General features: G+C 72.7%; 16 protein-coding genes, 3 tRNA genes and 3 pseudogenes. 11 read left to right on the forward strand and 11 right to left on the reverse strand.

Features of this window, described 5'->3' with window-relative positions; all coding sequences use genetic code 11:
* The first annotated feature begins 123 nt into the window (after window positions 1–123).
* The gene (locus ACFY4A_RS01185) at window positions 124–576 is read left to right on the forward strand and encodes a gamma-glutamylcyclotransferase family protein (protein WP_390827319.1); all 453 of its coding nucleotides are present in this window, start codon (window positions 124–126) and stop codon (window positions 574–576) included.
* A gap of 157 nt (window positions 577–733) precedes the next feature.
* Here ACFY4A_RS01185 and ACFY4A_RS01190 read toward each other — a convergent pair whose 3' ends face one another.
* Entirely contained in the window at window positions 734–1,447 is a 714-nt protein-coding gene (locus tag ACFY4A_RS01190) for a vancomycin high temperature exclusion protein (protein WP_390827320.1), read from the reverse strand.
* A 273-nt stretch (window positions 1,448–1,720) separates the two neighbouring features.
* Here ACFY4A_RS01190 and ACFY4A_RS01195 point away from each other — a divergent pair, with 273 nt between their 5' ends.
* The 3 genes from ACFY4A_RS01195 to dnaG all read left to right on the forward strand — a co-directional run bounded on the left by ACFY4A_RS01195 (window position 1,721) and on the right by dnaG (window position 6,510).
* A complete protein-coding gene (locus tag ACFY4A_RS01195) occupies window positions 1,721–3,100 on the forward strand; it encodes a deoxyguanosinetriphosphate triphosphohydrolase (protein WP_390827321.1) in 1,380 nt (459 codons plus the stop codon).
* A gap of 194 nt (window positions 3,101–3,294) precedes the next feature.
* Window positions 3,295–4,560 carry an NAD(P)/FAD-dependent oxidoreductase gene (locus ACFY4A_RS01200; RefSeq protein WP_390827322.1) on the forward strand — a complete coding sequence of 422 codons (1,266 nt, stop codon included), beginning with the start codon at window positions 3,295–3,297 and terminating at the stop codon, window positions 4,558–4,560.
* Between the two features lie 39 nt (window positions 4,561–4,599).
* A complete protein-coding gene (dnaG, locus tag ACFY4A_RS01205) occupies window positions 4,600–6,510 on the forward strand; it encodes a DNA primase (RefSeq protein WP_390827323.1) in 1,911 nt (636 codons plus the stop codon).
* Between the two features lie 13 nt (window positions 6,511–6,523).
* On the opposite strand, the gene ACFY4A_RS01210 is transcribed toward dnaG, so the two are convergent.
* Complete coding sequence (locus ACFY4A_RS01210; RefSeq protein ID WP_390827324.1) at window positions 6,524–6,721, reverse strand: hypothetical protein; 198 nt, start codon at window positions 6,719–6,721, stop codon at window positions 6,524–6,526.
* 269 nt (window positions 6,722–6,990) lie between these two features.
* Here ACFY4A_RS01210 and ACFY4A_RS01215 point away from each other — a divergent pair.
* Window positions 6,991–8,260 (forward strand): annotated as a pseudogene (locus ACFY4A_RS01215) (RNA polymerase sigma factor).
* A gap of 49 nt (window positions 8,261–8,309) precedes the next feature.
* Here the strand turns inward: ACFY4A_RS01215 and ACFY4A_RS01220 are convergent.
* From ACFY4A_RS01220 to ACFY4A_RS01235, 4 genes are all read right to left on the reverse strand, one after another.
* A complete protein-coding gene (locus tag ACFY4A_RS01220; RefSeq protein ID WP_390827325.1) occupies window positions 8,310–10,292 on the reverse strand; it encodes an ABC transporter ATP-binding protein in 1,983 nt (660 codons plus the stop codon).
* Window positions 10,292–12,025, reverse strand: coding sequence for an ABC transporter ATP-binding protein (locus tag ACFY4A_RS01225; protein ID WP_390827326.1), 1,734 nt, complete (start codon window positions 12,023–12,025; stop codon window positions 10,292–10,294). Before ACFY4A_RS01225 ends, ACFY4A_RS01220 begins: the two co-directional genes overlap by 1 nt.
* A gap of 277 nt (window positions 12,026–12,302) precedes the next feature.
* Window positions 12,303–13,757: an FGGY family carbohydrate kinase gene (locus ACFY4A_RS01230; RefSeq protein ID WP_390827327.1), complete on the reverse strand. Its 1,455-nt coding sequence runs from the start codon at window positions 13,755–13,757 to the stop codon at window positions 12,303–12,305.
* 90 nt (window positions 13,758–13,847) lie between these two features.
* The gene (locus tag ACFY4A_RS01235) at window positions 13,848–14,150 is read right to left on the reverse strand and encodes a YtxH domain-containing protein (protein WP_390827328.1); all 303 of its coding nucleotides are present in this window, start codon (window positions 14,148–14,150) and stop codon (window positions 13,848–13,850) included.
* Window positions 14,151–14,297: 147 nt separating this feature from the next.
* Here ACFY4A_RS01235 and ACFY4A_RS01240 point away from each other — a divergent pair.
* The 3 genes from ACFY4A_RS01240 to ACFY4A_RS01250 all read left to right on the forward strand — a co-directional run bounded on the left by ACFY4A_RS01240 (window position 14,298) and on the right by ACFY4A_RS01250 (window position 14,714).
* Window positions 14,298–14,370: transfer RNA gene (locus ACFY4A_RS01240), tRNA-Asn, on the forward strand.
* 5 nt (window positions 14,371–14,375) lie between these two features.
* Window positions 14,376–14,448: transfer RNA gene (locus ACFY4A_RS01245), tRNA-Asn, on the forward strand.
* A gap of 189 nt (window positions 14,449–14,637) precedes the next feature.
* A tRNA-Ile gene (locus ACFY4A_RS01250) sits at window positions 14,638–14,714 on the forward strand.
* Between the two features lie 149 nt (window positions 14,715–14,863).
* On the opposite strand, the gene ACFY4A_RS01255 is transcribed toward ACFY4A_RS01250, so the two are convergent.
* Window positions 14,864–15,025 (reverse strand): hypothetical protein, encoded by a 162-nt coding sequence (locus tag ACFY4A_RS01255; protein ID WP_390827329.1) that lies wholly within the window; start codon window positions 15,023–15,025, stop codon window positions 14,864–14,866.
* Window positions 15,026–15,091: 66 nt separating this feature from the next.
* A complete protein-coding gene (locus ACFY4A_RS01260; protein WP_390827330.1) occupies window positions 15,092–15,826 on the reverse strand; it encodes an ANTAR domain-containing response regulator in 735 nt (244 codons plus the stop codon).
* Between the two features lie 289 nt (window positions 15,827–16,115).
* On the opposite strand from ACFY4A_RS01260, the gene ACFY4A_RS01265 reads away from it, so the two are divergent.
* Window positions 16,116–17,048, forward strand: coding sequence for an anti-sigma factor RsbA family regulatory protein (locus ACFY4A_RS01265; protein ID WP_390827331.1), 933 nt, complete (start codon window positions 16,116–16,118; stop codon window positions 17,046–17,048).
* Between the two features lie 33 nt (window positions 17,049–17,081).
* Here ACFY4A_RS01265 and ACFY4A_RS01270 read toward each other — a convergent pair whose 3' ends face one another.
* A complete protein-coding gene (locus ACFY4A_RS01270; protein WP_390827332.1) occupies window positions 17,082–18,122 on the reverse strand; it encodes a rod shape-determining protein in 1,041 nt (346 codons plus the stop codon).
* Between the two features lie 334 nt (window positions 18,123–18,456).
* Between ACFY4A_RS01270 and ACFY4A_RS01275 the strand changes: the two genes are divergently transcribed.
* Window positions 18,457–22,155 carry a S8 family serine peptidase gene (locus ACFY4A_RS01275; RefSeq protein ID WP_390827333.1) on the forward strand — a complete coding sequence of 1,233 codons (3,699 nt, stop codon included), beginning with the start codon at window positions 18,457–18,459 and terminating at the stop codon, window positions 22,153–22,155.
* Here the strand turns inward: ACFY4A_RS01275 and ACFY4A_RS01280 are convergent.
* Together ACFY4A_RS01280 and ACFY4A_RS01285 are read right to left on the reverse strand one after the other, a co-directional pair.
* A pseudogene (locus ACFY4A_RS01280) lies at window positions 22,156–23,355 on the reverse strand (AMP-binding protein); the annotation flags it as partial.
* Window positions 23,356–23,370: 15 nt separating this feature from the next.
* Window positions 23,371–24,009 carry a hypothetical protein gene (locus ACFY4A_RS01285; protein WP_390827334.1) on the reverse strand — a complete coding sequence of 213 codons (639 nt, stop codon included), beginning with the start codon at window positions 24,007–24,009 and terminating at the stop codon, window positions 23,371–23,373.
* A 16-nt stretch (window positions 24,010–24,025) separates the two neighbouring features.
* Here ACFY4A_RS01285 and ACFY4A_RS01290 point away from each other — a divergent pair.
* Window positions 24,026–24,183 (forward strand): annotated as a pseudogene (locus tag ACFY4A_RS01290) (SMP-30/gluconolactonase/LRE family protein); the annotation flags it as partial.
* Window positions 24,184–24,203 lie beyond the last annotated feature (20 nt).

Raw genomic sequence — 24,203 nt, forward strand, 5'->3', positions numbered from 1 at the left:
TGAGCGCGGGCGCCCTGGGGGCGCGCGGGGGTTGCGCTGGCGTCGACTGTGATTTAAGTGCTCATGACATGTCATGTCCATAGCGTCGTAGGGTGGGTGTGTGTTGGGGAGAGAATCGTTTCCGTGACGACTTCGACTGCTTCGACGCCACCGCCCGCACCGATTCCGTTCTTCGTCTACGGCACCCTGCGCCCGGGCGAGGGCAACCACGGCCTGTTCCTGCGCGGCCGCACCCACTCCGAGGAACCCGCCCGGCTGTCCGGCGCGGTGCTCTATGACGGACCCGGCTATCCGTACGCCGTGGAGGAGCCGGGCGGGCTGGTGCGGGGCGACCTGGTCGCCGCCCGGCCGGAGGAGTACGGCGAGGTGCTCACCGCCCTGGACCGGCTCGAGGGATACGTGGCCGGCGACCCGCGCAGCCTCTACGAGCGCATCGAGCGCGAAGTGGTCCGCGAGACCGACGGAGCGACCGTACGCGCCTGGATCTACGTCGCCGGACCGTCCATCAGCCGCCAGCTGCGCACCGAGGGAAAGCTGATCGAGGGGGGTGACTGGCGAACACGGCACCGGGTCTGACGGACGGTGACGCGACGGGGCAGGTCCGCAACAACCCGGGCGCGAGGACGCCTGCCGCGGGCAGGTGCGTGCCGTGCGGGAAGTTCGGCTCGTCGCCGGTCGGTTCGGGGCCGGCTGAGAGCCGCTCGGCCCGCCCGGGCCCCGTCGCGGGTGGGTGTCAGCGGGCGTCGGACAGGGCCCGGGCCACGCCGTGTTCCGTGCGGCCCAGGAATTTCGGGTCCGGCTGGAACACCGCCTCCAGGGCCGCCTTGCCGGCCGCGAACACCTCGCGGGTGCCGCCGTAGTACCAGGTGACGTCGTGCCTGGCGTCTACGCCGACACCGTAGGAGTCGATGCCCGCCGCGTCGCACAGGGCGACCGCGCGCCGGACGTGGAAGCCCTGGGTGACCAGGACCGCCCGGTCCACGCCGAAGATCTTCTTGGCGCGGACGCAGGAGTCCCAGGTGTCGAAGCCGGCGTAGTCGCTCACGATCCGGATGCCGGGCACGCCCCGCTTGGTCAGATACGCGCGCATCGCGTCCGGCTCGTCGTAGTCCTCGCGGCTGTTGTCGCCGGTCACCAGGAGCACCTTGACCCGGCCCTCGTGGTACAGCTGCGCCGCCGCGTCCAGCCGGTGCGCCAGGTACGGCGACGGCTCCCCGTCCCACAGGCCCGCACCGAAGACCACGGCCACGTCGGTGCGCGGCGCGTCCGCCGTGGTGCGCAGCCGGTCGCCGGCCACGACGTACATCCAGGTCGCCGGGAGCAGGGCCAGTACGCACCCGGCCATCACCGCCTGCACCAGCCGCCGCCGCCCGGCACGGGTACGCGGCAGGCGCGGACGTGTCCACGACGGTCGGCGCGGCGCGCGCGGCGCATGCGTCAGGCGCATCGGTCGGTTCCCTCCCCGGACGGCCCCACTGGCCTCGGTCAGCAAGGACGCGGCGCACGCCGCACCGGTTCACCGCCCGTGCCCCATTCTCGTGACAGCGGTCGCGGCACCGGAGTCGGGGAGGGCCCGCGCCCGCCACGGCCGGCGGGCGCACCGGAGTCCGGGGAGAGCCCGCGTCCGCCGTCGTCCGGCGGCGCGGGACACGCACTCCGTGGCGGGCCCGAGGCGGACGGTGACATCCCGATTGCGGGTGCCTGCGCTTACTGTCGAACCATGGACGGGATCGCATCCGAGGCAGCCCGGCCGTGCGAGCACGCCTCCCGGCCGTCCGAGAACCACGTGCCGCCGGCCGGGTACGAGGCGCCGGCCGTCGAGCGGTGGGCCGCCGAGCCGGACAAGCGGCCGGGGCGTACGGCCTTCCAGCGCGACCGCGCGCGCGTGCTGCACTCCGCGGCCCTCAGAAGGCTGGCCGGCAAGACCCAGGTGGTCACGCCGGGTGAGCACAGTCAGGCATGGGACGCCAGCCCCCGCACCCGGCTCACCCACTCGCTGGAATGCGCCCAGGTCGGCCGTGAGCTGGGCGCGGCCCTCGGCTGCGACCCCGACCTGGTGGAGGCGGCCTGCCTCTCCCACGACCTGGGCCACCCGCCCTTCGGGCACAACGGCGAACAGGCGCTGAACGAGTTCGCGCGGGACTGCGGCGGCTTCGAGGGCAACGCCCAGTCCCTGCGCCTGCTCACCCGCATCGAACCCAAGCGGTTCGTCGTCGACGCCGAGACGGACGAACTCGTCAGCGTCGGTCTCAACCTCACCCGCGCCGCCCTCGACGCCGCCACCAAGTACCCCTGGCCGCGCGGCGCCCACCCCACCGACCCGGCCTCGCCCAAGTTCGGTGTCTACGAAGACGACCGGCCGGTCTTCGACTGGGTGCGCAAGGACGCGCCCGGCACCCGCACCTGCTTCGAGGCCCAGGTCATGGACTGGGCGGACGACGTGGCGTACTCGGTGCACGACGTGGAGGACGGGCTGCACGCCGGCCACATCGACCCCGGCTGCCTGCACGCCGAACCCGAGCGGCAGGAGGTGTTCGCGGTCGCCGTCGGCCGCTACGTCCCGGCCGGCACCGACCCCCAGGAGCTCGCCGAGGCCCTCGACCGCCTCCTGGACCAGGAGTGGTGGCCGCACGGCTACGACGGGTCGGCCGTCGCCCAGGCCCGCCTGAAGGACGCCACCAGCCAGCTCATCGGCCGCTTCTGCCTGGCCGCCGAGGTCGCCACCCGGCAGCTATGGGGGCACCACCCGGGCCGTTCGAGCACTGGGGGAGGAAGCGGGCGCCTCACCCGCTACGGCGCGGAGCTCGTCGTGCCCCGGAACACCCGAATGGAGTGCGCGGTCCTCAAGGCCGTCGCCGACCGGTACGTCATGCAGCGCGCCGAGCAGGAGCGGCTGCGCGCCGACCAGCGGATCGTGGTCGCCGAGCTCGCCGAGGCGCTGACCGCCCGCGCCCCCTACGGTCTGGACCCCCAGTTCCGCGCCCTGTTCCACCAGGCCGCCGACGACCGTGCGCGCAAGCGCGTGCTCGTCGACCAGATCGCCTCCCTCACCGACGCGTCGGCCCGTTCGCTTCACGCGCGTCTGAGAGGGCACGCATGACTGCGGGAGAGCAGGCATGACATTGACAGCATGTTTACGGACACCCGTGGTACCGGTGGGACCCAAGTGAACCCAGTGGCCCCGACCGGGCCTCCAGGTGACCCTCCGTGGCCTGATCGGGCCACTCCCTCTTCCCGCACCACGCTCCGTGCGGGACGCTCCCATGTGGCGGCACCCTTACGAGGAGGCAACAAGTGGTCGACGCGGATCAGACATTCGTCATCGTCGGAGGAGGCCTGGCCGGCGCGAAGGCGGCCGAGACCCTGCGCGCGGAGGGCTTCAGCGGCCGCGTGATCCTCGTGTGCGACGAGCGCGACCACCCCTACGAGCGGCCGCCGCTGTCCAAGGGCTACCTGCTCGGCAAGGAGGAGCGCGACAGCGTCTTCGTGCACGAGCCCGCGTGGTACGCGCAGAACGACATCGAGCTGCACCTCGGCCAGACGGTCGTCGCCATCGACCGCGCCGCCAAGACCGTCCACTACGGGGACGACGGCACCCACGTGCGCTACGACAAGCTGCTGCTGGCCACCGGCGCCGAGCCGCGCCGCCTGGACATCCCCGGCACCGACCTCGCCGGCGTCCACCACCTGCGCCGCCTCGCCCACGCCGAGCGTCTGAAGCACGTCCTGACCCACCTCGGCCGGGACAACGGCCACCTCGTGATCGCGGGCGCCGGCTGGATCGGCCTGGAGGTCGCGGCGGCGGCCCGCGAGTACGGCGCCGAGGTCACCGTCGTCGAGCCGTCCGCCACCCCGCTGCACGGTGCGCTCGGCCCCGAGCTGGGCCAGCTCTTCGCCGAACTGCACCGCGAGCACGGCGTCCGCTTCCACTTCGGCGCCCGGCTGACCGAGATCGTCGGGCAGGACGGCATGGTGCTCGCCGTCCGGACCGACGACGGCGAGGAGCACCCCTGCCACGACGTGCTCGCCGCGATCGGCGCCGCGCCGCGCCTCGCCCTGGCGGAGTCGGCGGGCCTGGAGCTGGCCGACCGCGCCCACGGCGGCGGCATCAAGGTGGACGAGCGGCTGCGCACCTCCGACCCGGACATCTACGCGGCCGGCGACGTGGCGTCCTTCCCGCACGGGCTGTTCGACACCCGGCTGCGGGTGGAGCACTGGGCCAACGCGCTGAACGGCGGCCCGGCCGCGGCCCGCGCCATGCTCGGCCAGGAGGTCCTCTACGACCGCGTGCCCTACTTCTTCACCGACCAGTACGACCTGGGCATGGAGTACAGCGGCTGGGCGCCCCCCGGTTCGTACGACGAGGTGGTGATCCGCGGGGACGCCGGAAAGCGCGAGTTCATCGCGTTCTGGCTGAAGGAGGGCCGCGTCCTGGCCGGGATGAACGTCAACGTGTGGGACGTCACGGACCCGATCCAGCACCTGATCCGTACGAAGGCACCAGTGGACACGCAGGCGCTCGCCGACCCGCACGTGCCGCTGGGCAGCCTGGCCCCGTAGCCGGACGGGAGCCCCGGCGGACCACCGTAGACTTCTGGCGTGGCAGGACGGATCAACGACGAGGACGTGAAGGCGGTACGGGACGCGGTCCCGATCGACGGCGTGGTGTCCGAGTACCTCCAGCTGCGGAACGCGGGCGGGGGCAACCTCAAGGGCCTGTGCCCGTTCCACGACGAGAAGTCGCCGTCCTTCCAGGTCAGCCCGAGCAAGGGACTCTTCCACTGCTTCGGCTGCCAGGAGGGCGGCGACACCATCACGTTCGTGATGAAGATCGACCACCTCTCCTTCTCGGAGGCGGTCGAGCGGCTGGCCGCCCAGGCCGGCATCACCCTGCGCTACGAGGAGGGCGGGTACAACCCCGCCCACCAGCGCGGCGAGCGCATCCGCCTGGTGGAGGCGCACAAGCTGGCCGCCGAGTGGTACGCCGAACAGCTCGCGACCTCCGCCGAGGCCGAGACCGGCCGGCTCTTCCTCGCCGAGCGCGGCTTCGACCAGGGCGCCGCCGTCCACTTCGGCGTCGGCTACAGCCCCCAGGGCTGGGACCACCTCACCCGCTTCCTGCGCGGCAAGGGCTTCACCGACAAGGAGCTGATCCTCTCCGGCCTCTCCCAGGAGGGCCGCCGCGGCCCCATCGACCGCTTCCGGGGCCGGCTGATGTGGCCGATCCGCGACATCGGCGGCGACGTGGTGGGCTTCGGCGCGCGCAAGCTGTACGAGGCGGACAACGGGCCGAAGTACCTCAACACCCCCGAGACGGCGATCTACAAGAAGTCCCAGGTGCTGTACGGCATCGACCTGGCGAAGAAGGAGATCGCGAAGACCTCCCGGGCGGTGGTGGTCGAGGGCTACACCGACGTCATGGCCTGCCACCTGGCCGGCGTGCCCACCGCCATCGCCACCTGCGGCACCGCGTTCGGCGGCGACCACATCAAGATCCTGCGCCGGCTGCTGATGGACAACGGCTCGGCGCGCGTGATCTTCACCTTCGACGGCGACGCGGCCGGGCAGAAGGCGGCCCTGCGGGCCTTCGAGGACGACCAGAAGTTCGCCGCCGAGACCTACATCGCGATCGCCCCGGACGGCATGGACCCCTGCGACCTGCGCCTCGCCAAGGGCGACGAGGCGGTCGCCGACCTGGTCGAACCGCGCACCCCGCTGTTCGAGTTCGCGCTGCGCCAGATCGTGGCCCGCTACGACCTCGACACCCCGGCCGGCCGTGCCGCCGCCCTGGACGAGGCCGCGCCGGTCGTCGCCCGGATCAAGAACAGCGGCGCCCAGCACGAGGTCGCGGTGCAGCTCGCCGGGCTGCTCGGCATCCTCGACACCCAGTTCGTGGTCAAGCGGGTGGCCCAGCTGGCCCGCTGGGCACGCGAGCGCGGCGGCCGCGGTCCCGCGCCGGACCAGCCGCAGCGGGGGCCGCAGCAGCAGTACGCGCCGATGCGTCCCGCGCCCCGGGGCCCGGCGCTCAACCTGCGCAACCCGGTCTTCGCCACCGAACGCGAACTGCTCAAACTCGCCCTGCAACGCCCGGAGATGGTCTCGCCGGCCTTCGACGCCTACGGCGTGGACGAGTTCACCGCCCCGCCCTACGAGGCCGTACGCCAGGCGATCCTGGACGCGGGCGGCGCCGAGTACGGCGTGGGCGACCCGCAGGAGTACCTGGCCCGCGTCCGCGAGGCCGCCCCGGACGACACGGTCCGCGCGATGGTCACCGAGCTTGCGGTGGAGGCGATCCTGCTCCGCCGGGAGGTCGACGAGGCCTACGCGGGTGCCCAGCTGGTGACGGTCCGCCGCCGTGCGGTCGAACGCCGCATCCGCGACCTCCAGAGCACGGTCGCCCGCCTCGGCACCGGCGGCGACCCCGCCCAACTGGCCTCCGCCCAGAACGAGTTGTGGATCCTCCAGCAGTACGACCAGGCCCTGCGGGAGCGCGGCGCGGCGGCGCTGTGAGGGAGCGACGAGGTCAGTCCTGCCCGGGTGGATTGATGCCCATGTGCTCCATGATCGCCACCTGGCCCGCCACCAGCGCGCCGAGCAGCTTGCCATGCTCGGCCAGCGTCTTGGTGTGCGCCTCCAGCGCTTTGCTGTGCTCCAGCTGAGTCTGCCTCAAGCCCTGCATCAGCTGGACATCCGCGCGCCGCTGCTCCTGCAGCGCGGCCACGTCCCGATCGGAGTTCACGGCGAGGTGCCGTGTCGCGGCCTGTTGCTCCGCACCTCGTCCAGCCGCGCCCCAAGCGCCTCAAGACGCCGCCGCAGCTCCTCGATCTCGCCCACGTTTTCCGTCCCGCCCCAAGTCAGCGGGTCCCAGTGTCCCCGCCCGTCAATCCCATGGTCGAACGACCTGAGTAACCGGCGGGTCACGGACCGGACGCAAAAAGTCATCGCACGCCCCTCGTGGCGGTGATGTGTCGTACCCCACACTGGGTCCGGTTGCCTGAGTCCCCGGAGCGCGGCCGCTCCGTCCCACGGGTCCCACATCCCCGCGGCTGTGCTCCTCGCGTACGGGACGGACGGTGGCGAGGCCGCCGACTCCGCCCGCCTAGTACCGCTGCCGCACGCCTCAGCAGCGATCATCCTGGAGGTCGCCCCCGTGCAGACCCAGACCCTCACCCAGACCGACATCCCCACCGTCCCGGGCATCGCCGGGCCGGACCCGGACTTGGGGGAGGCCGACGTCGTCGCGGCCGTACCCCCACAGGACCGGCTCGCGCACCACCCCGGGGCGGAGCCGGAGTCGGAGGCCCCGCCCGAGCTTCCCGAGCCGGTTCCCGCCCGCACCGAGAGCGGCGGTCCCTCCTCCGACCTGTTCCGCCAGTACCTGCGGGAGATCGGCCGGATCCCGCTGCTCACCGCGGCCGAGGAGGTGGAACTGGCCCGGCGCGTGGAGGCCGGCCTGTTCGCGGAGGAGAAGCTGACCACCACCCCGGACCTGGACAGCCGGCTCGCTCTGGACCTGGACCGGATCGTCGTCCTGGGCCGGATGGCCAAGCGCCGGCTCATCGAGGCCAACCTGCGGCTCGTGGTGTCCGTGGCGAAGCGGTACGTAGGGCGGGGGCTCACCATGCTCGACCTGGTGCAGGAGGGCAACCTCGGGCTCATCCGGGCCGTGGAGAAGTTCGACTACGCCCGCGGTTACAAGTTCTCCACCTACGCCACCTGGTGGATCCGCCAGGCCATGTCCCGTGCCCTGGCCGACCAGGCCCGCACCATCCGCGTGCCCGTGCACGTCGTCGAGCTCATCAACCGGGTCGTACGGGTGCAGCGGCGGATGCTCCAGGAGCGGGGCTGCGAGCCGGCCCACGAGGAGGTCGCCGCCCACCTCGACCTGCCGCCCGAGCGGGTGAGCGAGGTCCTGCGGCTCGCCCAGGAGCCGGTCTCCCTGCACGCCCCGGTCGGCGAGGAGGACGAAGTCGCCCTCGGTGACCTGATCGAGGACGGCGACGCCGCCTCGCCCGTGGAGTCGGCGGCGTTCCTGCTGCTGCGCGAGCACCTGGAGGCCGTGCTGTCGACGCTGGGGGAGCGCGAGCGCAAGGTCGTGCAACTGCGGTACGGGCTCGTCGACGGGCGCCCGCGCACACTGGAGGAGATAGGCCGCATCTTCGGCGTGACGCGGGAGCGGATCCGCCAGATCGAGTCCAAGACCCTCAACAAGCTGCGCGACCACGCCTTCGCCGACCAGCTCCGCGGCTACCTGGACTGACGGGGGCCGCTCACCCCGGGCGAGCGGCCCCCGACGGCAGCACCGCCGGTCAGTCGACCTCGGCGACCGCCTGGGCGAACTGCGCCTTGTACAGGCGCGCGTACGCCCCGTCGGCCGCCAGCAGCTCGTCGTGCGCGCCGTGCTCGACGATGGAGCCGTTCTCCATGACGAGGATCGTGTCCGCGTCCCGGATCGTGGAGAGCCGGTGCGCGATGACGAACGACGTCCTGCCGTGCTGGAGTTTGGCCATCGCCTTCTGGATCAGCACCTCGGTACGGGTGTCCACCGAGCTGGTCGCCTCGTCCAGGACGAGGATCACCGGGTCGGACAGGAACGCCCGCGCGATGGTGATGAGCTGCTTCTCACCGGCGCTCACGCCGGAGCCCTCGTCGTCGATCACGGTGTCGTAGCCGTCGGGCAGCGTACGGATGAACCGGTCGGCGTGCGCGGCCCGCGCCGCCTCCTCGATCTCGTCGCGGGTGACCTCGCCCGCCCGTCGCCCGCCACCACCCTGACCGAGTGCGCTTCGCGCACCCCCTTCTACTCCAGCGCCGTAGGCGATGTTCTCCGCGATGGTGCCGCCGAACAGCCAGGTGTCCTGGAGCACCATGCCGATCCCGGACCGCAGTTCGTCACGCGACATCTTCCCGACGTCGACGCCGTCGAGCGTGATGCGCCCGCCGGTGACGTCGTAGAACCGCATGAGCAGGTTGACCAGCGTGGTCTTGCCCGCGCCGGTCGGACCGACGATCGCGACCTTGTGGCCCGGCTCCACCGTCAGCGACAGGTCCTCGATGAGCGGCTTGTCGGGGTCGTAGCGGAACGACACGTGCTCCAGCGCGACCCGCCCGCGCAGCTCCTCCGGCCGTACGCCCGGCACCGGATCCGCCGTCTGCTCCTCGGCGTCCAGCAGTTCGAAGACGCGCTCGGCCGAGGCGACGCCGGACTGCACCAGGTTCGCCATCGACGCCACCTGGGTCAGCGGCATCGAGAACTGCCGCGAGTACTGGATGAAGGCCTGCACGTCACCGATGGACAGCGTGCCCGACGCGACCCTGAGACCGCCGACGACGGCCACCAGCACGTAGTTGATGTTCGACACGAACATCATCAGCGGCTGCATGACGCCGCTGTTGAACTGCGCCTTGAACCCGGCCTCGTACAGCGCCTCGTTCTGCTCGGCGAACTGCTTCGCCGACTCCTCCTGCCGCCCGAACACCTTCACCAGGGTGTGCCCGGTGTACATCTCCTCGATGTGCGCGTTGAGCTTGCCCGTCGAGCGCCACTGCTGCACGAAGTGCGGCTGCGACCGCTTGCCCACGCGCGTGGCGACGACGAACGACAGCGGCACGGTCACCAGCGCGACCAGCGCCAGGATCCAGGAGACGTAGAACATCATGACGAGCACGCCGATGATGGTCAGCACCGAGTTGATCAGCTGGCCCATCGACTGGTTCAGCGTCTGCCCGATGTTGTCGATGTCGTTGGTGGCGCGGGAGAGCACCTCGCCGCGCTGGCGCTTGTCGAAGTACGACAGCGGCAGCCGCGACAGCTTCGTCTGCACGTCCTCGCGCATCCGGAACATGGTCCGGTTCACCGACCGGTTCACCAGCCGGGTCGCCACCGCCATCAGCAGGCCGGCCACCAGGAACGTGCTCAGCGCGAACAGCAGGACCTCGCCGACGGCACCGAAGTCGATGCCCTTGCCGGGGGTGAAGTCGGTGCTCTTCAGCATGTCGGCGATCGCGCCCTCGCCGCGCTCCCGCATGGAGGCGAGGACCTCGTCCTTGGTCGCCCCGGCCGGCATCTGCCGGCCGACGATCCCCGCGAAGACCAGGTCGGTGGCCTTGCCGAGGATCTTCGGCCCGATCACGCTGAGCGTGACGCTCACGACCACGCACAGCACCAGGGCGGCGAGCGTGACCCGTTCGGGTCTGAACTGGGCGATGAGCCGCTTGCCCGACGTCTTGAAGTCCATCGAGCGGTTGTCGGGCCCGGCCCCGGCCATCATCCGCCCCATCGGCCCGGCCATCAGGCAGCCTCCGCTTCCGTCAGCTGGGAGAGCACGATCTCCCGGTAGGTCTCGTTGTCCGCCATCAGCTCGTGGTGGCGGCCGGTTCCGACGACCCGTCCCTCGTCCAGGACGACGATCCGGTCGGCGTCGCGGATGGTCGCCACGCGCTGGGCGACGATGACGACGGTCGCCTCGGCGGTCTCGCGCCCCAGCGCCGCCCGCAGGGCCGCGTCGGTGGCGTAGTCGAGGGCCGAGAAGGAGTCGTCGAAGAGGTAGATCTCCGGGCGCTGCACCAGGGTGCGGGCGATGGCCAGGCGCTGGCGCTGGCCGCCGGAGACGTTCGTGCCGCCCTGGGCGATCGGCGCGTCCAGGCCGCCCTCCAGCTTGCGGACGAAGTCCTCGGCCTGCGCCACCTCCAGCGCGTGCCACAGCTCCTCGTCGGTGGCGTCCGGGTTGCCGTAGCGCAGGTTGGTCGCCACCGTGCCCGCGAACAGGTACGGCTTCTGCGGCACCAGGCCGACCGTCTTCGCGAGCAGCTCCGGCTCCACGGTGCGTACGTCCACGCCGTCGACGAGGACCTCTCCGCCGGTCGCGTCGAACAGCCGGGGCACCAGACCGAGCAGGGTGGACTTGCCGCTGCCCGTGGAGCCGATGACGGCGGTCACCTCGCCGGGGCGGGCGATCAGGTCGATGGCCTTCAGGACGGGCTCCTCGGCCCCCGGATAGCGGAAGCCGGCCCCGCGGATCTCCAGATGGCCGTGGCGGCGCAGCTCGGTCACGGGCGCGACGGGCGGCACGACGCTGGACTCGGTGTCCAGGACCTCCTGGATGCGCTCGGCACACACCTCCGCGCGCGGCACCATCATGAACATGAAGGTGGCCATCATCACGGACATCACGATCTGCATCAGATAGGCGAGGAACGCGGTCAGGTCGCCGATCTGCATCCCGCCGCTGTCGATGCGGTGGGCGCCGAACCACACCACGGCGATGGACGACAGGTTCACCACCGTCATCACCATCGGGAACATCAGCGCGAGCAGCCGGCCGGTGGCCAGCGACATCTCCGTCAGGTCCCCGTTGGCGCCGCGGAAGCGGTCCTTCTCGTACTCGTCGCGGACGAAGGCGCGGATCACGCGGTTGCCGGTGATCTGCTCGCGCAGCACCCGGTTCACGGTGTCCAGGCGCGTCTGCATGGACCGGAACAGCGGACGCAGCCGGCGCACGATCAGGGTCACGCAGATGCCGAGCACGGGGACGACGGCTACCAGCACCGCGGACAGCGGCACGTCCAGGCCGAGGGCCAGGACGACACCGCCCACACACATGATGGGCGCCGACACCATCAGGGTGAACGTCATCAGGGCCAGCATCTGGACCTGCTGCACGTCGTTCGTCGTCCGCGTGATGAGGGAGGGCGCCCCGAAGCCGCCGACCTCGCGGGCCGAGAAGGACTGCACACGGTCGAACACGGCCGCCCGTACGTCCCGGCCGAGCGCCGAGGCGGTGCGGGCGCCGTAGTAGACGGCACCGATGTTGCACACGACCTGCGTCAGGGAGATGCCGATCATCACGGCGCCGAACGTCAGGATGTAACCGGTGTCCCCCTTCACCACACCGTTGTCGATGATGTGGGCGTTCAGCGTGGGCAGGTAGAGCGTGGCGCAGGTCTGCAGGAACTGCAGCAGCACCAGGAGGGCTATGGGTTTCTTGTAGGGCCTGAGATAGGTCCGCAGGAGTCGTATGAGCACGCTGGGTCTCTCGAGTCGGCGATGGGGGCGGTCGATGTCCCCTGGCACCTATCGTCGAACACTCCACCCGCGTTACCTCAACCGATTAACCCGGCCGCGGGCCAACGACCGGGGCCCGACCGGCCGTTGACCCCACGTCGCCCGAACCACCGCGCGAGTGAACCGTTATGCCCCAAACGCCCCCGTAAGGGTGGCTGTTGCGGGTAGCGCGGCCGACCCTTGTTTCCGACAAGTCGGAAAAGGTCCGTGGGAGTGAAAGGGTTCGTGGGGGCAGTCGTCACCCCAGGAAGGCCCCCGGGTGAACCTGCTCACGCACCGACACGTACTGCTGGCGCACCGCCTGGCCCACCGCCAGATCCTCGCCCGGCTCCAGGATCTGGGCCACCGCGCCCTGCCAGGCCGGTGGGGTGCGCGGGTCGAGGGTGCCCTTGGAGGCGCCGAGCGCCCAGGCGGCCTGCCGGGCGGCGCCGATCGCGGCGTAATCGGCCGGCTGCGGTACGACGACCTGCGCGCCGAACACCGCCGGCGCGACGGCCTGTACGGCGGGCAGCTCGGCGGCGGGGCCGAGCAGGAAGACCCGGCGCACCTCCACGCCTCGGCCGCGCAGCACGTCGAGCGCGTCCGCGAGCCCGCACAACATGCCCTCGAACGCGGCCCGCGCCACATGCTCCGGCTTCATCGACTCGCGCCGGAGCCCGGCGAGCATCCCGGCGGTGTGCGGCAGGCTGGGTGTCCGCTCGCCCTCCAGATAGGGCAGCAGCACGAGTCCGTGCGAGCCCGGCGTCGACTTCGTCGCCAGGGCCGACAGGCCCTCCAGGTCGGGAACGCCCAGCAGTTCGGCGGTGCCGCGCAGCGCCCGCACCGCGTTCAGCGTGGTCACGACCGGCAGGTGCATGCCGGTGGCGTCGGCGAGCGAGGTGATCATCCCCGTCTGGTCGACGAGCGCCTCGGGGTGAACGGCCATCACCGAACCGGAGGCGCCGAGGGAGACGACCGCGTCGCCCAGGCTCAGCCCCAGCCCGAAGGCGGCGGCCATGGTCTCCCCGGTCCCGGCCGAGATCAGCAGCCCCTCCGGCGTGGTGCCGGCCGCCTCGGCCGGACCGATCACGTCGGGCAGCGCGGCCTGCCGACCCAGCGCCAGCTCGACCAGGTCGGGCCGGTAGGCGCCGGTGGCGGCGGACCAGTAGCCGGTGCCGGAGGCGCCGCCGCGGTCGGTGGTGCGGCGCAGCGGCCGTCCCAGCAGCTGCCACACCAGCCAGTCGTGTGCCTGGAGCAGGAGCGCCGTGCGCCGGGCGGCCTCGGGCTCGTTCTTGGCGAACCAGCGCAGCTTGGTCACCGGCAGCGGGGCCTGCGGCACACAGCCGACCGCCTGCGCCCAGGCCTCGCGGCCGCCGAGCGCGTCGATCAGGTCGGCCGCGGCGACCTGCGCCCGCCGGTCGCCGCCGACCAGCGCGGGCCGCACGGTGGCGCCCTGATCGTCGATCGGGATCAGCGCGCTCTGCTGCGCGGAGACGCCGATCGCCTGCACCCCCTCCAGGAGGCCGCCGCCCGCGGCCTCTCCGAGGGACAGCAGCCAGGCCTGCGGATCGACGTCGGCGGAGCGCCCGCCGCCCCCCGCGGTCTCCACCGGATGCGGCGCATATCCCTGCCTGAGTACGGCCCCCGTGTCCGCGTCACAAACGACGATACGAGTGAAATCGGGCGAACTGTCCAACCCGGCGACTATCCCCATGGCCAAAATTCTGCCGTACCGCCGCGCTTGCTCGGGCCGCGGCCACCTCGGCGCCACGGGGGTGCGCGCGGTGCCGCCGGTGCGGGTCGTTCACGTGTTGCTGGTGCCCCAGTCGTCCTCGCCGCTGCCGTTGGCGTGGGCGCGCAGGGAGCGCACCCGCTGGGCGACCGACTCGGGAATGCGGTCGCCGACCTTCTCGCTGACCGTGTGGTAGGCCTTGTCCGCGAACTGCCGGCCCTGCCGGGCCGCGGTCTCGGCGGTGTTGCGCACCGCGGGGTTCTGGGCGATCCGGCTGGCGGACTTCTTCAGCTGCTCGTAGCGCTCACGTCCGGCCCTCGTGCCCAGCACGTAACCCACGGCGATCCCTGCGATGAACGTGAGCCGGTAACGCATGGCGGCCACCCTTTCCCTTGCCTCGAGGTCACAGCCGGGGAGAACCGATTGGCGGAGCACCCCCCTGCTTGCGCTAATGTATGTGTCGCAGCGAGCGCGCGCCCCCTGGCGGATACCCGGGTAGGTGCGTTCGATGCAGCGAGGCATTCCTCCGTAGCTCAATTGGCAGAGCAGCCGGCTGTTAACCGGCAGGTTACTGGTTCGAGTCCAGTCGGGGGAGCTCGGTCCTCCGTAGCTCAATTGGCAGAGCAGCCGGCTGTTAACCGGCAGGTTACTGGTTCGAGTCCAGTCGGGGGAGCATGCTGAACGAGGACCCTTCGGGGTCCTTTTTCATGCCCGGTTTCATGCCTCTGGGGGAGCGCCGCGGCCCTGGTGGAGTCCTCGAGGTCATGAACGGCCGCGGAAGACGACCATCCGAAGCAGGAGATCGTATGAGCGGCTATGCTGCGGCAGACGGCGCGCACACTTGTACGTGACGCGCCGCAACGGGGCGGTAGCTCAGCCGGTTAGAGCAGCGGACTCATAATCCGTCGGCCGTGGGTTCGAGTCCCACCCGCCCCACCAGGCGCTACTCGCGCAGAATCGATGTGACCAGCGGTTTCGCGGGTCGTTCCCAGCCAGTCTGCGGCCCCCGGAAGTGGATCCGGGGGCCATCGGCGCGTGTTGGCCCGTTTTGCACTCGGCCGGAGCAACGGCTTGCGCGGACGGGCTACTCAGGAACGGTCGTCGGCGGGGTCGGCGGTCTCCGGCAGATCGTCGCGGTCGCCCTCGGCCTGGGAAGGGGTCGGGTACGGCGTGTCCTGTCGTCCTGCGGCGCGCTGCGTGTCCTCGTCGTCGCGTTCGCCCTCGGCCTGGGAAGGGGTGTGCTCTCTCATGGTGGTGACTCCTGCGGACGGGGCTGGTCACTCGTCCGCATACCGGGTACCCCGGTAGCCGGCCCGTCACCGTGCCCACGGTGTGTCCGGGCCGGGGCGGACGTGCAGCGCGAGCGCGGTGCGCAGCGCCGAGCGGATCTCCTCCGGCGGCACGGGGCCGTCGCCGCGCGCGCCTGCGGTGATCGTGGCGGCCACCGCGTGCAGCTTGGTGTTGGACCGCTGGGAGGCCTCCCGGAGGATGTCCCAGGCCTCTTCAGCGGTGCACGCGTGGGTGGCCATCAGGATGCCGCGGGCCTGGTCGATCACCGGGCGGGAGGACATGGCCTGGCGCAGCTGTTCGACCTCCGTCTGAAGCTGGAGCAGCCGTTCCGTGCGCTCCAGGGCCACCGCGGAGGCGACCGGAGGCGCGGGCCGCTCGGGCCCCGCGCCGCCCGCCGACGGCTGCGGCGGGTCCGCGGTGGCCAGGCCGGTCAGCTCCAGGACGCGGCGCGGCTGGCCCGTCCAGCCGGTCGCGGTCACCCGGACCGGGGGACGCCGGCCGCGGTCGTCGAGGGTGTCCAGGAGTTCCAGTCCGGCGGTGTCCATGAACGTCACCCCGGACACGTCCAGGTCCACCCGGCCGATGTCCGGCGGCAGCTCGGCCAGCGCCTGGGCCAGGGCCTCCGCACAGCCGTGGACCAGCTCCCCGCGCGCGGTGAGCGACACCTGGTCGGCCACCGGGTCCGTGCGGACGTCCACGGTGAGCGTGCCGGCCGGGATGCTCCGCCGTCGTGCGTGAGATCGTGATGCCGTTGCGGCCATGTCCCCGCCTCGTCCGTCCTCGGCAGTCCTCGCGCGTCCCCGCGACGGCGCGCTCCCCGTCCCCGCCCGCCCGCGCCCGACGCACGCCCCGGCGCCACGGAACCCCTGCGGTGCTGCCCTGCGCCTGCCCGCTCCTCGCACGACTACACGCGCCGGGCAACGGGCCTTGTCGGGGGTGCCGTGGGTACGCGTAAGGCGTAGGTACCCGATGGGCGCAGGCGGGGGCGTCGCGTCCGGGGACAACGGAGATGTTCTGGCCCGCGCTGCCGGGGATGGAGGTGTCGACGCCATGACCGCGACCGCGGAGCCCTTCGTCCACCCCGCCCTGTTCTACCGGGACGAGCGGGAGTACCTCGCGGGCACCGTGCCCTTCGTGCGCGAAGGACTGGATTCGGGCGAGCCGGTCGCGGTGGCCGTCCCCGGTGACAACCTCCGTCTGATCGAGACCGGTCTGGGCGCCGACGCCGGGTCCGTACGGCTGCTCGACATGCGTGAGGTCGGGCGCAACCCCGGCCGGATCATCCCCGCGGTGCTGCGCGCCTTCGCCGACGCCCAGCCCCCCGGCCGCCGGGTGCGGATCATCGGCGAGCCGGTCTGGGCCGGCCGTACGCCCGCCGAGTATCCCGCCTGCGTCCAGCACGAGGCACTGATCAACGCGGCCTTCCAGGGCCGCGAGGTCACCATCCTGTGCCCGTACGATGCCGCCCGACTCGACGAGCGGGTTCTCGCCGACGCGCACGCAACCCACCCCGTGGTCGTACCCGCCGGCGTCACCGGGCACCGGAAGAGCGCCGCCTACGCCCCCGAGCAGGTCGTCGCCCGGTACAACGAGCCGCTGCCGCCGGCGCCGGACGCGCTGTCGTTCTCGTACACGGCGCAGACGCTGTCGCAGGCCCGGCACGTCGCCGTCGCCGAGGGCGCGCGGCTCGGGCCCGCGGCCACCCGGCTGGAGGACCTGGCCCTGACCGTGGCCGAGCTGACCACCAACAGCGTGGTGCACGGCGGCGGTACGGGCGAGCTGCGGGTGTGGGCGAAGGACGGGTACGTGCTGTGCGAGGTGCGGGACAAGGGCCGCCTGGACGATCCTCTGGCCGGCCGCCGGCCCGCCCCCCGCGACCAGCGCGGCGGCCGCGGTCTGCTGCTGGTCAACCTCGTCGCCGACCTGGTCCGCGTGCACTCGGGCGAGGAGGGCACCACCGTCCGCTGCTGGTTCGCCGACTGACCGTCACCGGGGCGCCCCGGGTGGTCAGCACACCTACGCCCCCAGCGGGTTCAGCACCAGCGGCTCGATCTCGCCCTCCAGCATGGCGCCCAGCCCCTGGATCGCGCACACGTCGGGGCGTTCGGCGATGTGCACCGGCATGCCGGTCGCCTCGCGGAGCATCTGGTCCAGGCCCGGCAGCAGCGCGGAACCGCCGACCATCGTGATCCCGCGGTCGGCGAGGTCGGCCACCAGGTCGGGCGGGCACACGCGCAGCACCTTGTAGATGCCGTCGAGCACGGCGGTCAGCGGCGTCTGGATGGCCTCCCGTACGGCGGCCGTGTCGATCCGCACGGACCGCGCCAGTCCGGTGGCCACGTCCCGCCCGTGGATCTCGGTGGACGCCGGGCCGTGCGGGGTGAGCCCGTTCCCGGACAGGGCGATCTGGAGCGGCCGCAGGGACTGGCTGGGCAGTGTCAACGCGTGTGCGAGGCGCAGGTGTTGCACGATGGCGTGGTCGACGGCCTCCCCGCCGACGGGAATGCGCTCGGCGGTGACGATCGAGCCGAGCGAGAGGACGGCCACCTGGGTCGCCGCGGCCCCGCACACCATGATCATGGTGGCCTCGGGCCGCTCCACGGGCAGCCCGCAGCCGACGGCGGCTGCGATCAGCGTGTCGACGAGTTCCACACGGCGCGCGCCGAGCCCGACGAGCGTCTCGATCGTGGCCCGTTGGGCGAGCGGATCGGCGTCGTGCGGGGTGCAGGCGGCGGCCCGCAGCCAGGCCGCCTTGCGGCGCAGGGCGCGGCGCATCCCGTCGCCGAGCAGGTGCCGCAGCATGCGCTGCGCCATCTCGATGTCGACGACCGTGCCGCCGGAGACCGGGCGGACGACCCGGATGTACGCGGGGGTGCGGCCCGTCATCCGCTCCGCGAACTCGCCGACCGCGATCAGGGCCCCGTTACGGGTGTTCACGGCCGCGACCGAGGGCTGGTCGACGACGAGCCCCGGGCCCTTGACGTACACACGGGTCCGGGCCGCTCCCAGGTCGACGGCGAAGTGGCAGCGGCGCAACTGCTCCAGACTGGCGGACATGGCGGAGCCTCCTGAGAGCACGGACCGTGGCGGCCACCGGGCGGAGGCCTCCCTGGCATCGTGCTGGGGCGGCGGAGCGGGCGCCCGTTCAAGGGAGCCGGGCGGGGGGCCGCTGGACGGGTGGATTATGGCGCTCTGTGCGTAATGAGTGAAAGACAAGGACAAATGGGCGGCTCCCGCCGCCGACCGGGTCAGGGACTGTCCCGCTGGCGGGAACCCGCCAGGGTCAACTCGTTGTCCTCTTCCAACTCCCCTGTCACACAAGGCTTCTGCCACTCTTCGCAGCACCGACGACGTGGCACCGAGGACGTGTGGCGCGGAGAGGAGAGGCACGATGCGCGCAGGACCCTCCGGACGGAGAGCGGCCCTTGTGTCGGCCGGGCTCGTGATCGCCCTGCTGCCGGCAGGACCGGCGGCGGCCCGGCAGCCGGCGCAGCCGCCCGATCCCCCGGCGGCGGCCCCGGGCAGCGCCCGCACCGTCACCCTCGTCACCGGCGACAAGGTCACCGTCACCGACCTCGGCGGGGGAAGGAGGACCGTCACGGTGCGCCGCCCCCAGGGCGCCGCGGGTGCCGTGCGCACCCAGACGGCGGGCGGCGCCCTGACCGTCGTACCGGACGAGGCCCTGCCGTATCTGCGGGCGGGCCGGCTGGACCGGCGCCTGTTCGACGTGGACGCGTTGTTGCGGCAGGGACTCGCGGACGCCCGCACCGGAGAGCTGCCGCTGATCGTGACCTACGGCAAGGGCGTCCGGGTGGCGACCCCGCGTGGGACGGAGCGGACCCGGAGTCTCGCCAGTGTGCGCGGGGCCGCGCTGGAGGCCGCCAAGGGGCGGGTGTTCTGGCGGGAGTTCACCGGTCAGGGCACCCTGTCCGGCGGCATCGACAAGGTGTGGCTCGACGGGCGGGTCACCGCCGACATGGCCGCGAGCAACGCGCAGATCGGCACCCGCGAGGCCTGGGCGTCCGGCCTGACCGGCAAGGGCGTCACCGTCGCCGTCCTCGACACCGGCGTCGACACCTCCCACCCCGACCTCGCCGAACGGGTCGCCGTCACCAGGAACTTCGTCGACGGCGAGGACGCCGCCGACCGCAACGGCCACGGCACCCATGTGACGTCCACCCTCGGCGGCAGCGGCGCGGCCTCCGGCGGCGAGGAGAAGGGCGTCGCCCCGGACGCCACCCTCGCCGTCGGCAAGGTGCTCGGCGACCAGGGGTCGGGCAGCGAGTCGCAGATCATCGCCGGGATGGAGTGGGCCGCGCGGGACGTGCGCGCGCGGATCGTCTCCATGAGCCTCGGCTCCAGCGAGCCCAGCGACGGCACCGATCCCATGGCGCAGGCCGTCGACACCCTCTCCGAGGAGACCGGCGCCCTCTTCGTGGTCGCCGCGGGCAACACCGGCGCCCCCTCCTCCATCGACTCGCCCGGCGCCGCCGACGCCGCCCTCACCGTCGGCGCCGTCGACCCGTCCGACCGGGCCGCCTACTTCACCAGCGCCGGACCCCGCACCGGCGACAACGCCCTCAAACCCGATCTCGCGGCGCCCGGCGTCGACATCCTCGCCGCCCGCTCCCGACTCGCCCCCGGCAGCGGCGCCTACACCTCCATGAGCGGCACGTCCATGGCGACTCCCCATGTCGCCGGTGCCGCCGCGCTGCTCGCCCAGCAGCACCCCGACTGGAACGGGGCCCGGATCAAGGACGCGCTGATGTCCACGTCGAAGCAACTCGACGAGTCCGCCTACGTGCTGGGGGCGGGCCGGGTGAGCGTCCCGGACGCCGTGCACGCGCGGATCAGCGCCACCGGAAGCGCCGACCTCGGGTTCCACCGCTGGCCCCACGGCACGGACCAGCCGGTGACCAGGACGCTCACCTACGCCAACTCCTCCGGCGCCGACGTCGAGTTGAGCCTGGCCGTCGAGGGCGTCCCGGACGGCGTCGCCACCCTCGCCGACTCCACGCTCACCGTGCCCGCCCACGGCACCGCCTCCACCACCGTGACCGGAGACGCGGCCGAGGCCCCGGTGGGCGAGACCAGCGGGCGGGTCGTGGCCTCCACAGCCGGCACCCCGGTTGCGCACACCGCGTTCGGGCTGGTCAAGGAGGACGAGCGGTACACGCTCACCGTGCACGTCAAGGACCGCGACGGCGCTCCCCTGCCCGCCGATCTCACCGTGCAGCGGCTCGCCGCGGGCGCCGACCCGCACCCCGCGCACGTCGGCGACTCGGGCACCCTGCGCCTGCGGCTGGAGCCGGGCACGTACAGCCTGACCTCCTTCTTCGACGTACGCGGCGCTCACGGTGCCGACTCCCTCGGCCTGGGCTTCCTCGCGGCACCCGAGATCACGCTGGACCGGGACCGCGAGGTCACCCTGGACGGGCGCCGGCTGCGGGAGATCAGGGCCGAGACCGGACGGCGGACGGAGACCCGGCAACTGATCATGGAGTACGACCGGACGGCGGAAGGCTCCGACCTGTTCGGCGCCGTCCAGGTGCCCGTGGCGTACGACAGCGTCTTCGCCGCGCCGACCGAGCCGGTCACGCGGGGCACCTTCGAGTACCGGACCGTGTGGCGGCTCGGCATGCCGCTGCTGGAGGTCAAGGGCATCGCCGAGGCACTCGTCCAGCCCGGCGGCACGCTGATCGAGGGCCGCAGCAGGCTGCCGCTCGTCGACGTCGGCGACGGTGACTTCACCGGCAGGGACGTACGCGGCAAGGCTGTCCTGGCCCGGCTCACCGACTCCGCCGAACCGGCCGCGCTGGCCCAGGCGGCCCAGGACGCGGGCGTGAAGGCCCTGTTCGTGACGGACGACCTGCCCGGCCGGCTGAGCGCCTGGTGGGGCACCGACGACAACGCCGACCGACCCCTTCAGATCGCCACGGTCGACGCGGCCGACGCGGCACGGCTGCGGACGGCGATGGGGGTCCCCCCTGCTCGAGCGAAGTCGAGAGCTTGGGGGAACGTCGACATGACGGGGACGCGGAACACCCCGTACGTCTACGACCTCGCGCAGGGCCATCGAGGAGCGATCCCCGACGCGGAGCTGACGTACGCGCCCGGCCCTCGCCAACTGGCCGAAATACGCACCAGGTTCCACGCCGTGCGGCCGACGGGCGGCAGCGAGTTCCGGTACTCGGTCACCGACACCTTCCCCGTCCGCATCGGCTTCCAGGAGCCGATCGACCTCCCGGCCGAGCGCACCGACTACGTCTCCACCGGGCCCGGCCAGCGCTGGCAGGAGTCGGTGACGGTCGGCGACGGCACGCTGGAGCAGCGCGGCGGCCCGGTCCGCTACCAGGGCGGAACGCGCCCCGCGCTCGCCTGGTTCAAGCCGGTCTGGCATCCCTGGCTCGGCACCGGCCTCGACTGGGGACAGCAACGGGCGGGCGACCGGCTCCAGTTCAACGTGCCCGGCTGGGGCGACTCCGGGCCCGACCACACCGGTTTCGGGGACGTGTGGAGCGCGGACAGCGGCATGTCCCAGACGACGGCCGTCTACCTGGACGGGCAGTTGGCCGACCGGCGCACGGGCGCGGCCGTGTACGTCGGGGACGCGCCCCCGGCCGAGCACACGTACCGGCTCGTCACGGACACCGCGCTGGACGCGGGCAGATGGCGGCTCGCCACGCGGGGGCACGCGGAGTGGACGTTCCGCTCGTCGGCCACCCCCGAGGACCACTGGACCACCCTGCCGCTGATCAACCTCGCCTTCGACGTCGGCACCGACCTCGCGGGCGACCTGCGGGGCGGCGGACGGGTGCCGGTCGGCGTCCGCGCCCAGTACGTGGCGGGCGCGACCGGCACCGGGACCGTCGGCGACGGCAGCCTCGAGGTGTCCTACGACGAGGGCGCGACATGGCGGCCGGTCCCGCTGACCGGCGGGCACGCCTCCTGGCGCGGCACCCTGTCGGTGCCGCGCGGCGCCGCGTCCGTCTCACTGCGGGCCACCGCGGGCGACGACCGGGGCGGTTCGGTACGGCAGGAGGTCATCCGGGCGGTGGGGGTCGGGCAGGAGGACCGTCCCCCGTCCTGATCAGCCCTGTGCCAGCGCCCGTTTCATGATCTTCCCCATGTCGTTGCGGGGCAGGGCGTCGAGGAGACGGACGACCCGGGGCCGCTTGTGCGGGGCCAGGCGCCGGGTCACGTGATCGGCCAACTCCTCGGCGCCCGGCGGGGACTGCGGATCGGCCGGGACGATCCAGGCGACGATCCGCTCACCGAGGTCGGCGTCCGGCTCCCCGGTGACGGCGGCCTCGCACACCCCCGGGTGCTCCAGGAGCGCGTTCTCGATCTCGCCCGCGCCGATCTTGTAACCGCCGCTCTTGATCAGATCGGTGGCCTTGCGGCCGAGGATGCGGACCTGGCCGTCGGGGTCGCGCACCGCCATGTCGCCGGTGCGGAAGAAACCGTCGGCGGTGAACGCGGCGGCCGTCGCGTCCGGCCGGTTGAGGTACTCGGTGAACAGGTTCGGCCCGCGCACCTGGATCTCGCCGACCGTCTCCCCGTCGTACGCGGTGATCTCCGTACCGTCCTCCTCCACGAGCCGCAGCTCGACGCCCGGCAGCGGTACCCCGACCGTCCCGGCGCGGGCCTCGCCGTCGGCCCGCACGCTGGTGTTCATCAGCGTCTCGGTCATGCCGTACCGCTCGATCACCCGCCGCCCGGTCGCGGCCGCGATCCGCTCGTGGTCGTGCACGGGCAGCGCGGCCGACCCGGAGACCAGCAGCCGGGCCCCGCCGAGGGCCTTCACCAGCTCCGGGTCACCGGGCAGCGCCTCCGCGATCCGGTGGTACATGGTCGGCACGCCGAACAGCATGGTCGCCCCGCCGTTCAGCTCGCGCGCCACGCCGTCCGTCGTGAACCGACCCAGGTGCCGTACCGCCCCGCGGCGCCGCAGCGGCCCGAGGACGCCCAGCACCAGCCCGTGCACATGGAACAGCGGCAGTCCGTGCACCAGCACGTCGTCACCCGTCCACTGCCAGGCGTCGGCCAGCGCGTCCAGGGTGGCGGCGAGCGCCCGGCGGGGGAGGACGGTGCCCTTGGGCGGACCGGTGGTGCCGGAGGTGTAGACGACGAGCGCCGGGTCGCGGTCGCCGGCCCGGTCCTCGGGCACGGGTCCCCCCTCCCGCACATCGACATCGATTCGCTCCAACCCGGCGAGCGCGGTCGGCAGTTCGTCCCCGGGCGCGGCGAGCACCACGGGCGGCGCGCTGTCGGACAGGATGTGCCCGAGCAGCCACTGTTGTGTCTACTCGCTGATCCGGGTGCGTTGCAGCAGGCCCCAGGTGAACTCGGCCACGACCTCCCGGCGGACGCCCTGCCCGTCCGGGGCCTGGAACGACAGGCCCCAGCGGGTCGGGGCGGTGCCCTCCAGGGGGTGGACCGGCGCGAAGGCGCGGGCGGCCTCGTCGACCGTGCAGGACCAGGGGGTCAGGTCGGCCACGGTCCGCAGATCCGGCCCCTCGGCCCCCGGGGCGCGCACCAGCCACTCGTTCCAGACCCGGCCGTCCGGGGCGACCAGCACTTCCAGGCGCAGGTCGGGCCAGAGCGGGACGGGCCAGCTGCGGGCCTCGCAGTCCAGGCCGCCGACGCGGCGGGCGGTCGTCGACTCGGGCTCGCCGAGGACCGAGCGGATGAGGGTACCTCCCATGCCGTTGAGGCTGTGGGGGAGGGATGCCGCCGAGCGGGCCCTCGGTGAGCGGACCATCGCCTGCCAGCGCTTGTTGGCCTCGCGCATCTGCGCGCGGGAGGCGCCCAGCGTGCGGCGGGCGTCCTCCACCAGGTCCGGGTTGTGGTCGGCCATGCGGCGCAGCAGCACCAGCTGGAAATCCAGCGGGGTGAAGGGACCGGCGGGGCGTTTTCCGGAGGGCGTGGTCATACGACCCATCGTCGCCCACCCTGCCCCGCCCGGCACGGCCTGCGCCTTCGCCGGCCCCGGACTGACCGGCCTCTACGTCACCACGGCCCGCACGGGTCCGGCCGCCCCCCACCCCTGGCGGGCTCGCTCCTCGCCGTCCCCGACGCGGGCCGGGGCCTGCCCCAACCCGCCTTCGCGGGCTGACTCGCCCCGTCCGGGACTCG

This window comes from Streptomyces sp. NPDC001292, from assembly GCF_042896465.1.
Classification (GTDB): Bacteria; Actinomycetota; Actinomycetes; order Streptomycetales; family Streptomycetaceae; genus Streptomyces.

Excerpts from the sequence above, each read along its gene's own strand:
- ACFY4A_RS01190 (WP_390827320.1), bottom strand. The coding sequence starts at position 1,447 with ATGCGCCTGACGCATGCGCCGCGCGCGCCGCGCCGACCGTCGTGGACA.
- ACFY4A_RS01195 (WP_390827321.1), top strand. The coding sequence starts at position 1,721 with ATGGACGGGATCGCATCCGAGGCAGCCCGGCCGTGCGAGCACGCCTCC.
- ACFY4A_RS01220 (WP_390827325.1), bottom strand. The coding sequence starts at position 10,292 with ATGGCCGGGCCGATGGGGCGGATGATGGCCGGGGCCGGGCCCGACAAC.
- ACFY4A_RS01230 (WP_390827327.1), bottom strand. The coding sequence starts at position 13,757 with ATGGGGATAGTCGCCGGGTTGGACAGTTCGCCCGATTTCACTCGTATC.
- ACFY4A_RS01235 (WP_390827328.1), bottom strand. The coding sequence starts at position 14,150 with ATGCGTTACCGGCTCACGTTCATCGCAGGGATCGCCGTGGGTTACGTG.
- ACFY4A_RS01255 (WP_390827329.1), bottom strand. The coding sequence starts at position 15,025 with ATGAGAGAGCACACCCCTTCCCAGGCCGAGGGCGAACGCGACGACGAG.
- ACFY4A_RS01260 (WP_390827330.1), bottom strand. The coding sequence starts at position 15,826 with ATGGCCGCAACGGCATCACGATCTCACGCACGACGGCGGAGCATCCCG.
- ACFY4A_RS01265 (WP_390827331.1), top strand. The coding sequence starts at position 16,116 with ATGACCGCGACCGCGGAGCCCTTCGTCCACCCCGCCCTGTTCTACCGG.
- ACFY4A_RS01270 (WP_390827332.1), bottom strand. The coding sequence starts at position 18,122 with ATGTCCGCCAGTCTGGAGCAGTTGCGCCGCTGCCACTTCGCCGTCGAC.
- ACFY4A_RS01275 (WP_390827333.1), top strand. The coding sequence starts at position 18,457 with ATGCGCGCAGGACCCTCCGGACGGAGAGCGGCCCTTGTGTCGGCCGGG.
- ACFY4A_RS01285 (WP_390827334.1), bottom strand. The coding sequence starts at position 24,009 with ATGGGTCGTATGACCACGCCCTCCGGAAAACGCCCCGCCGGTCCCTTC.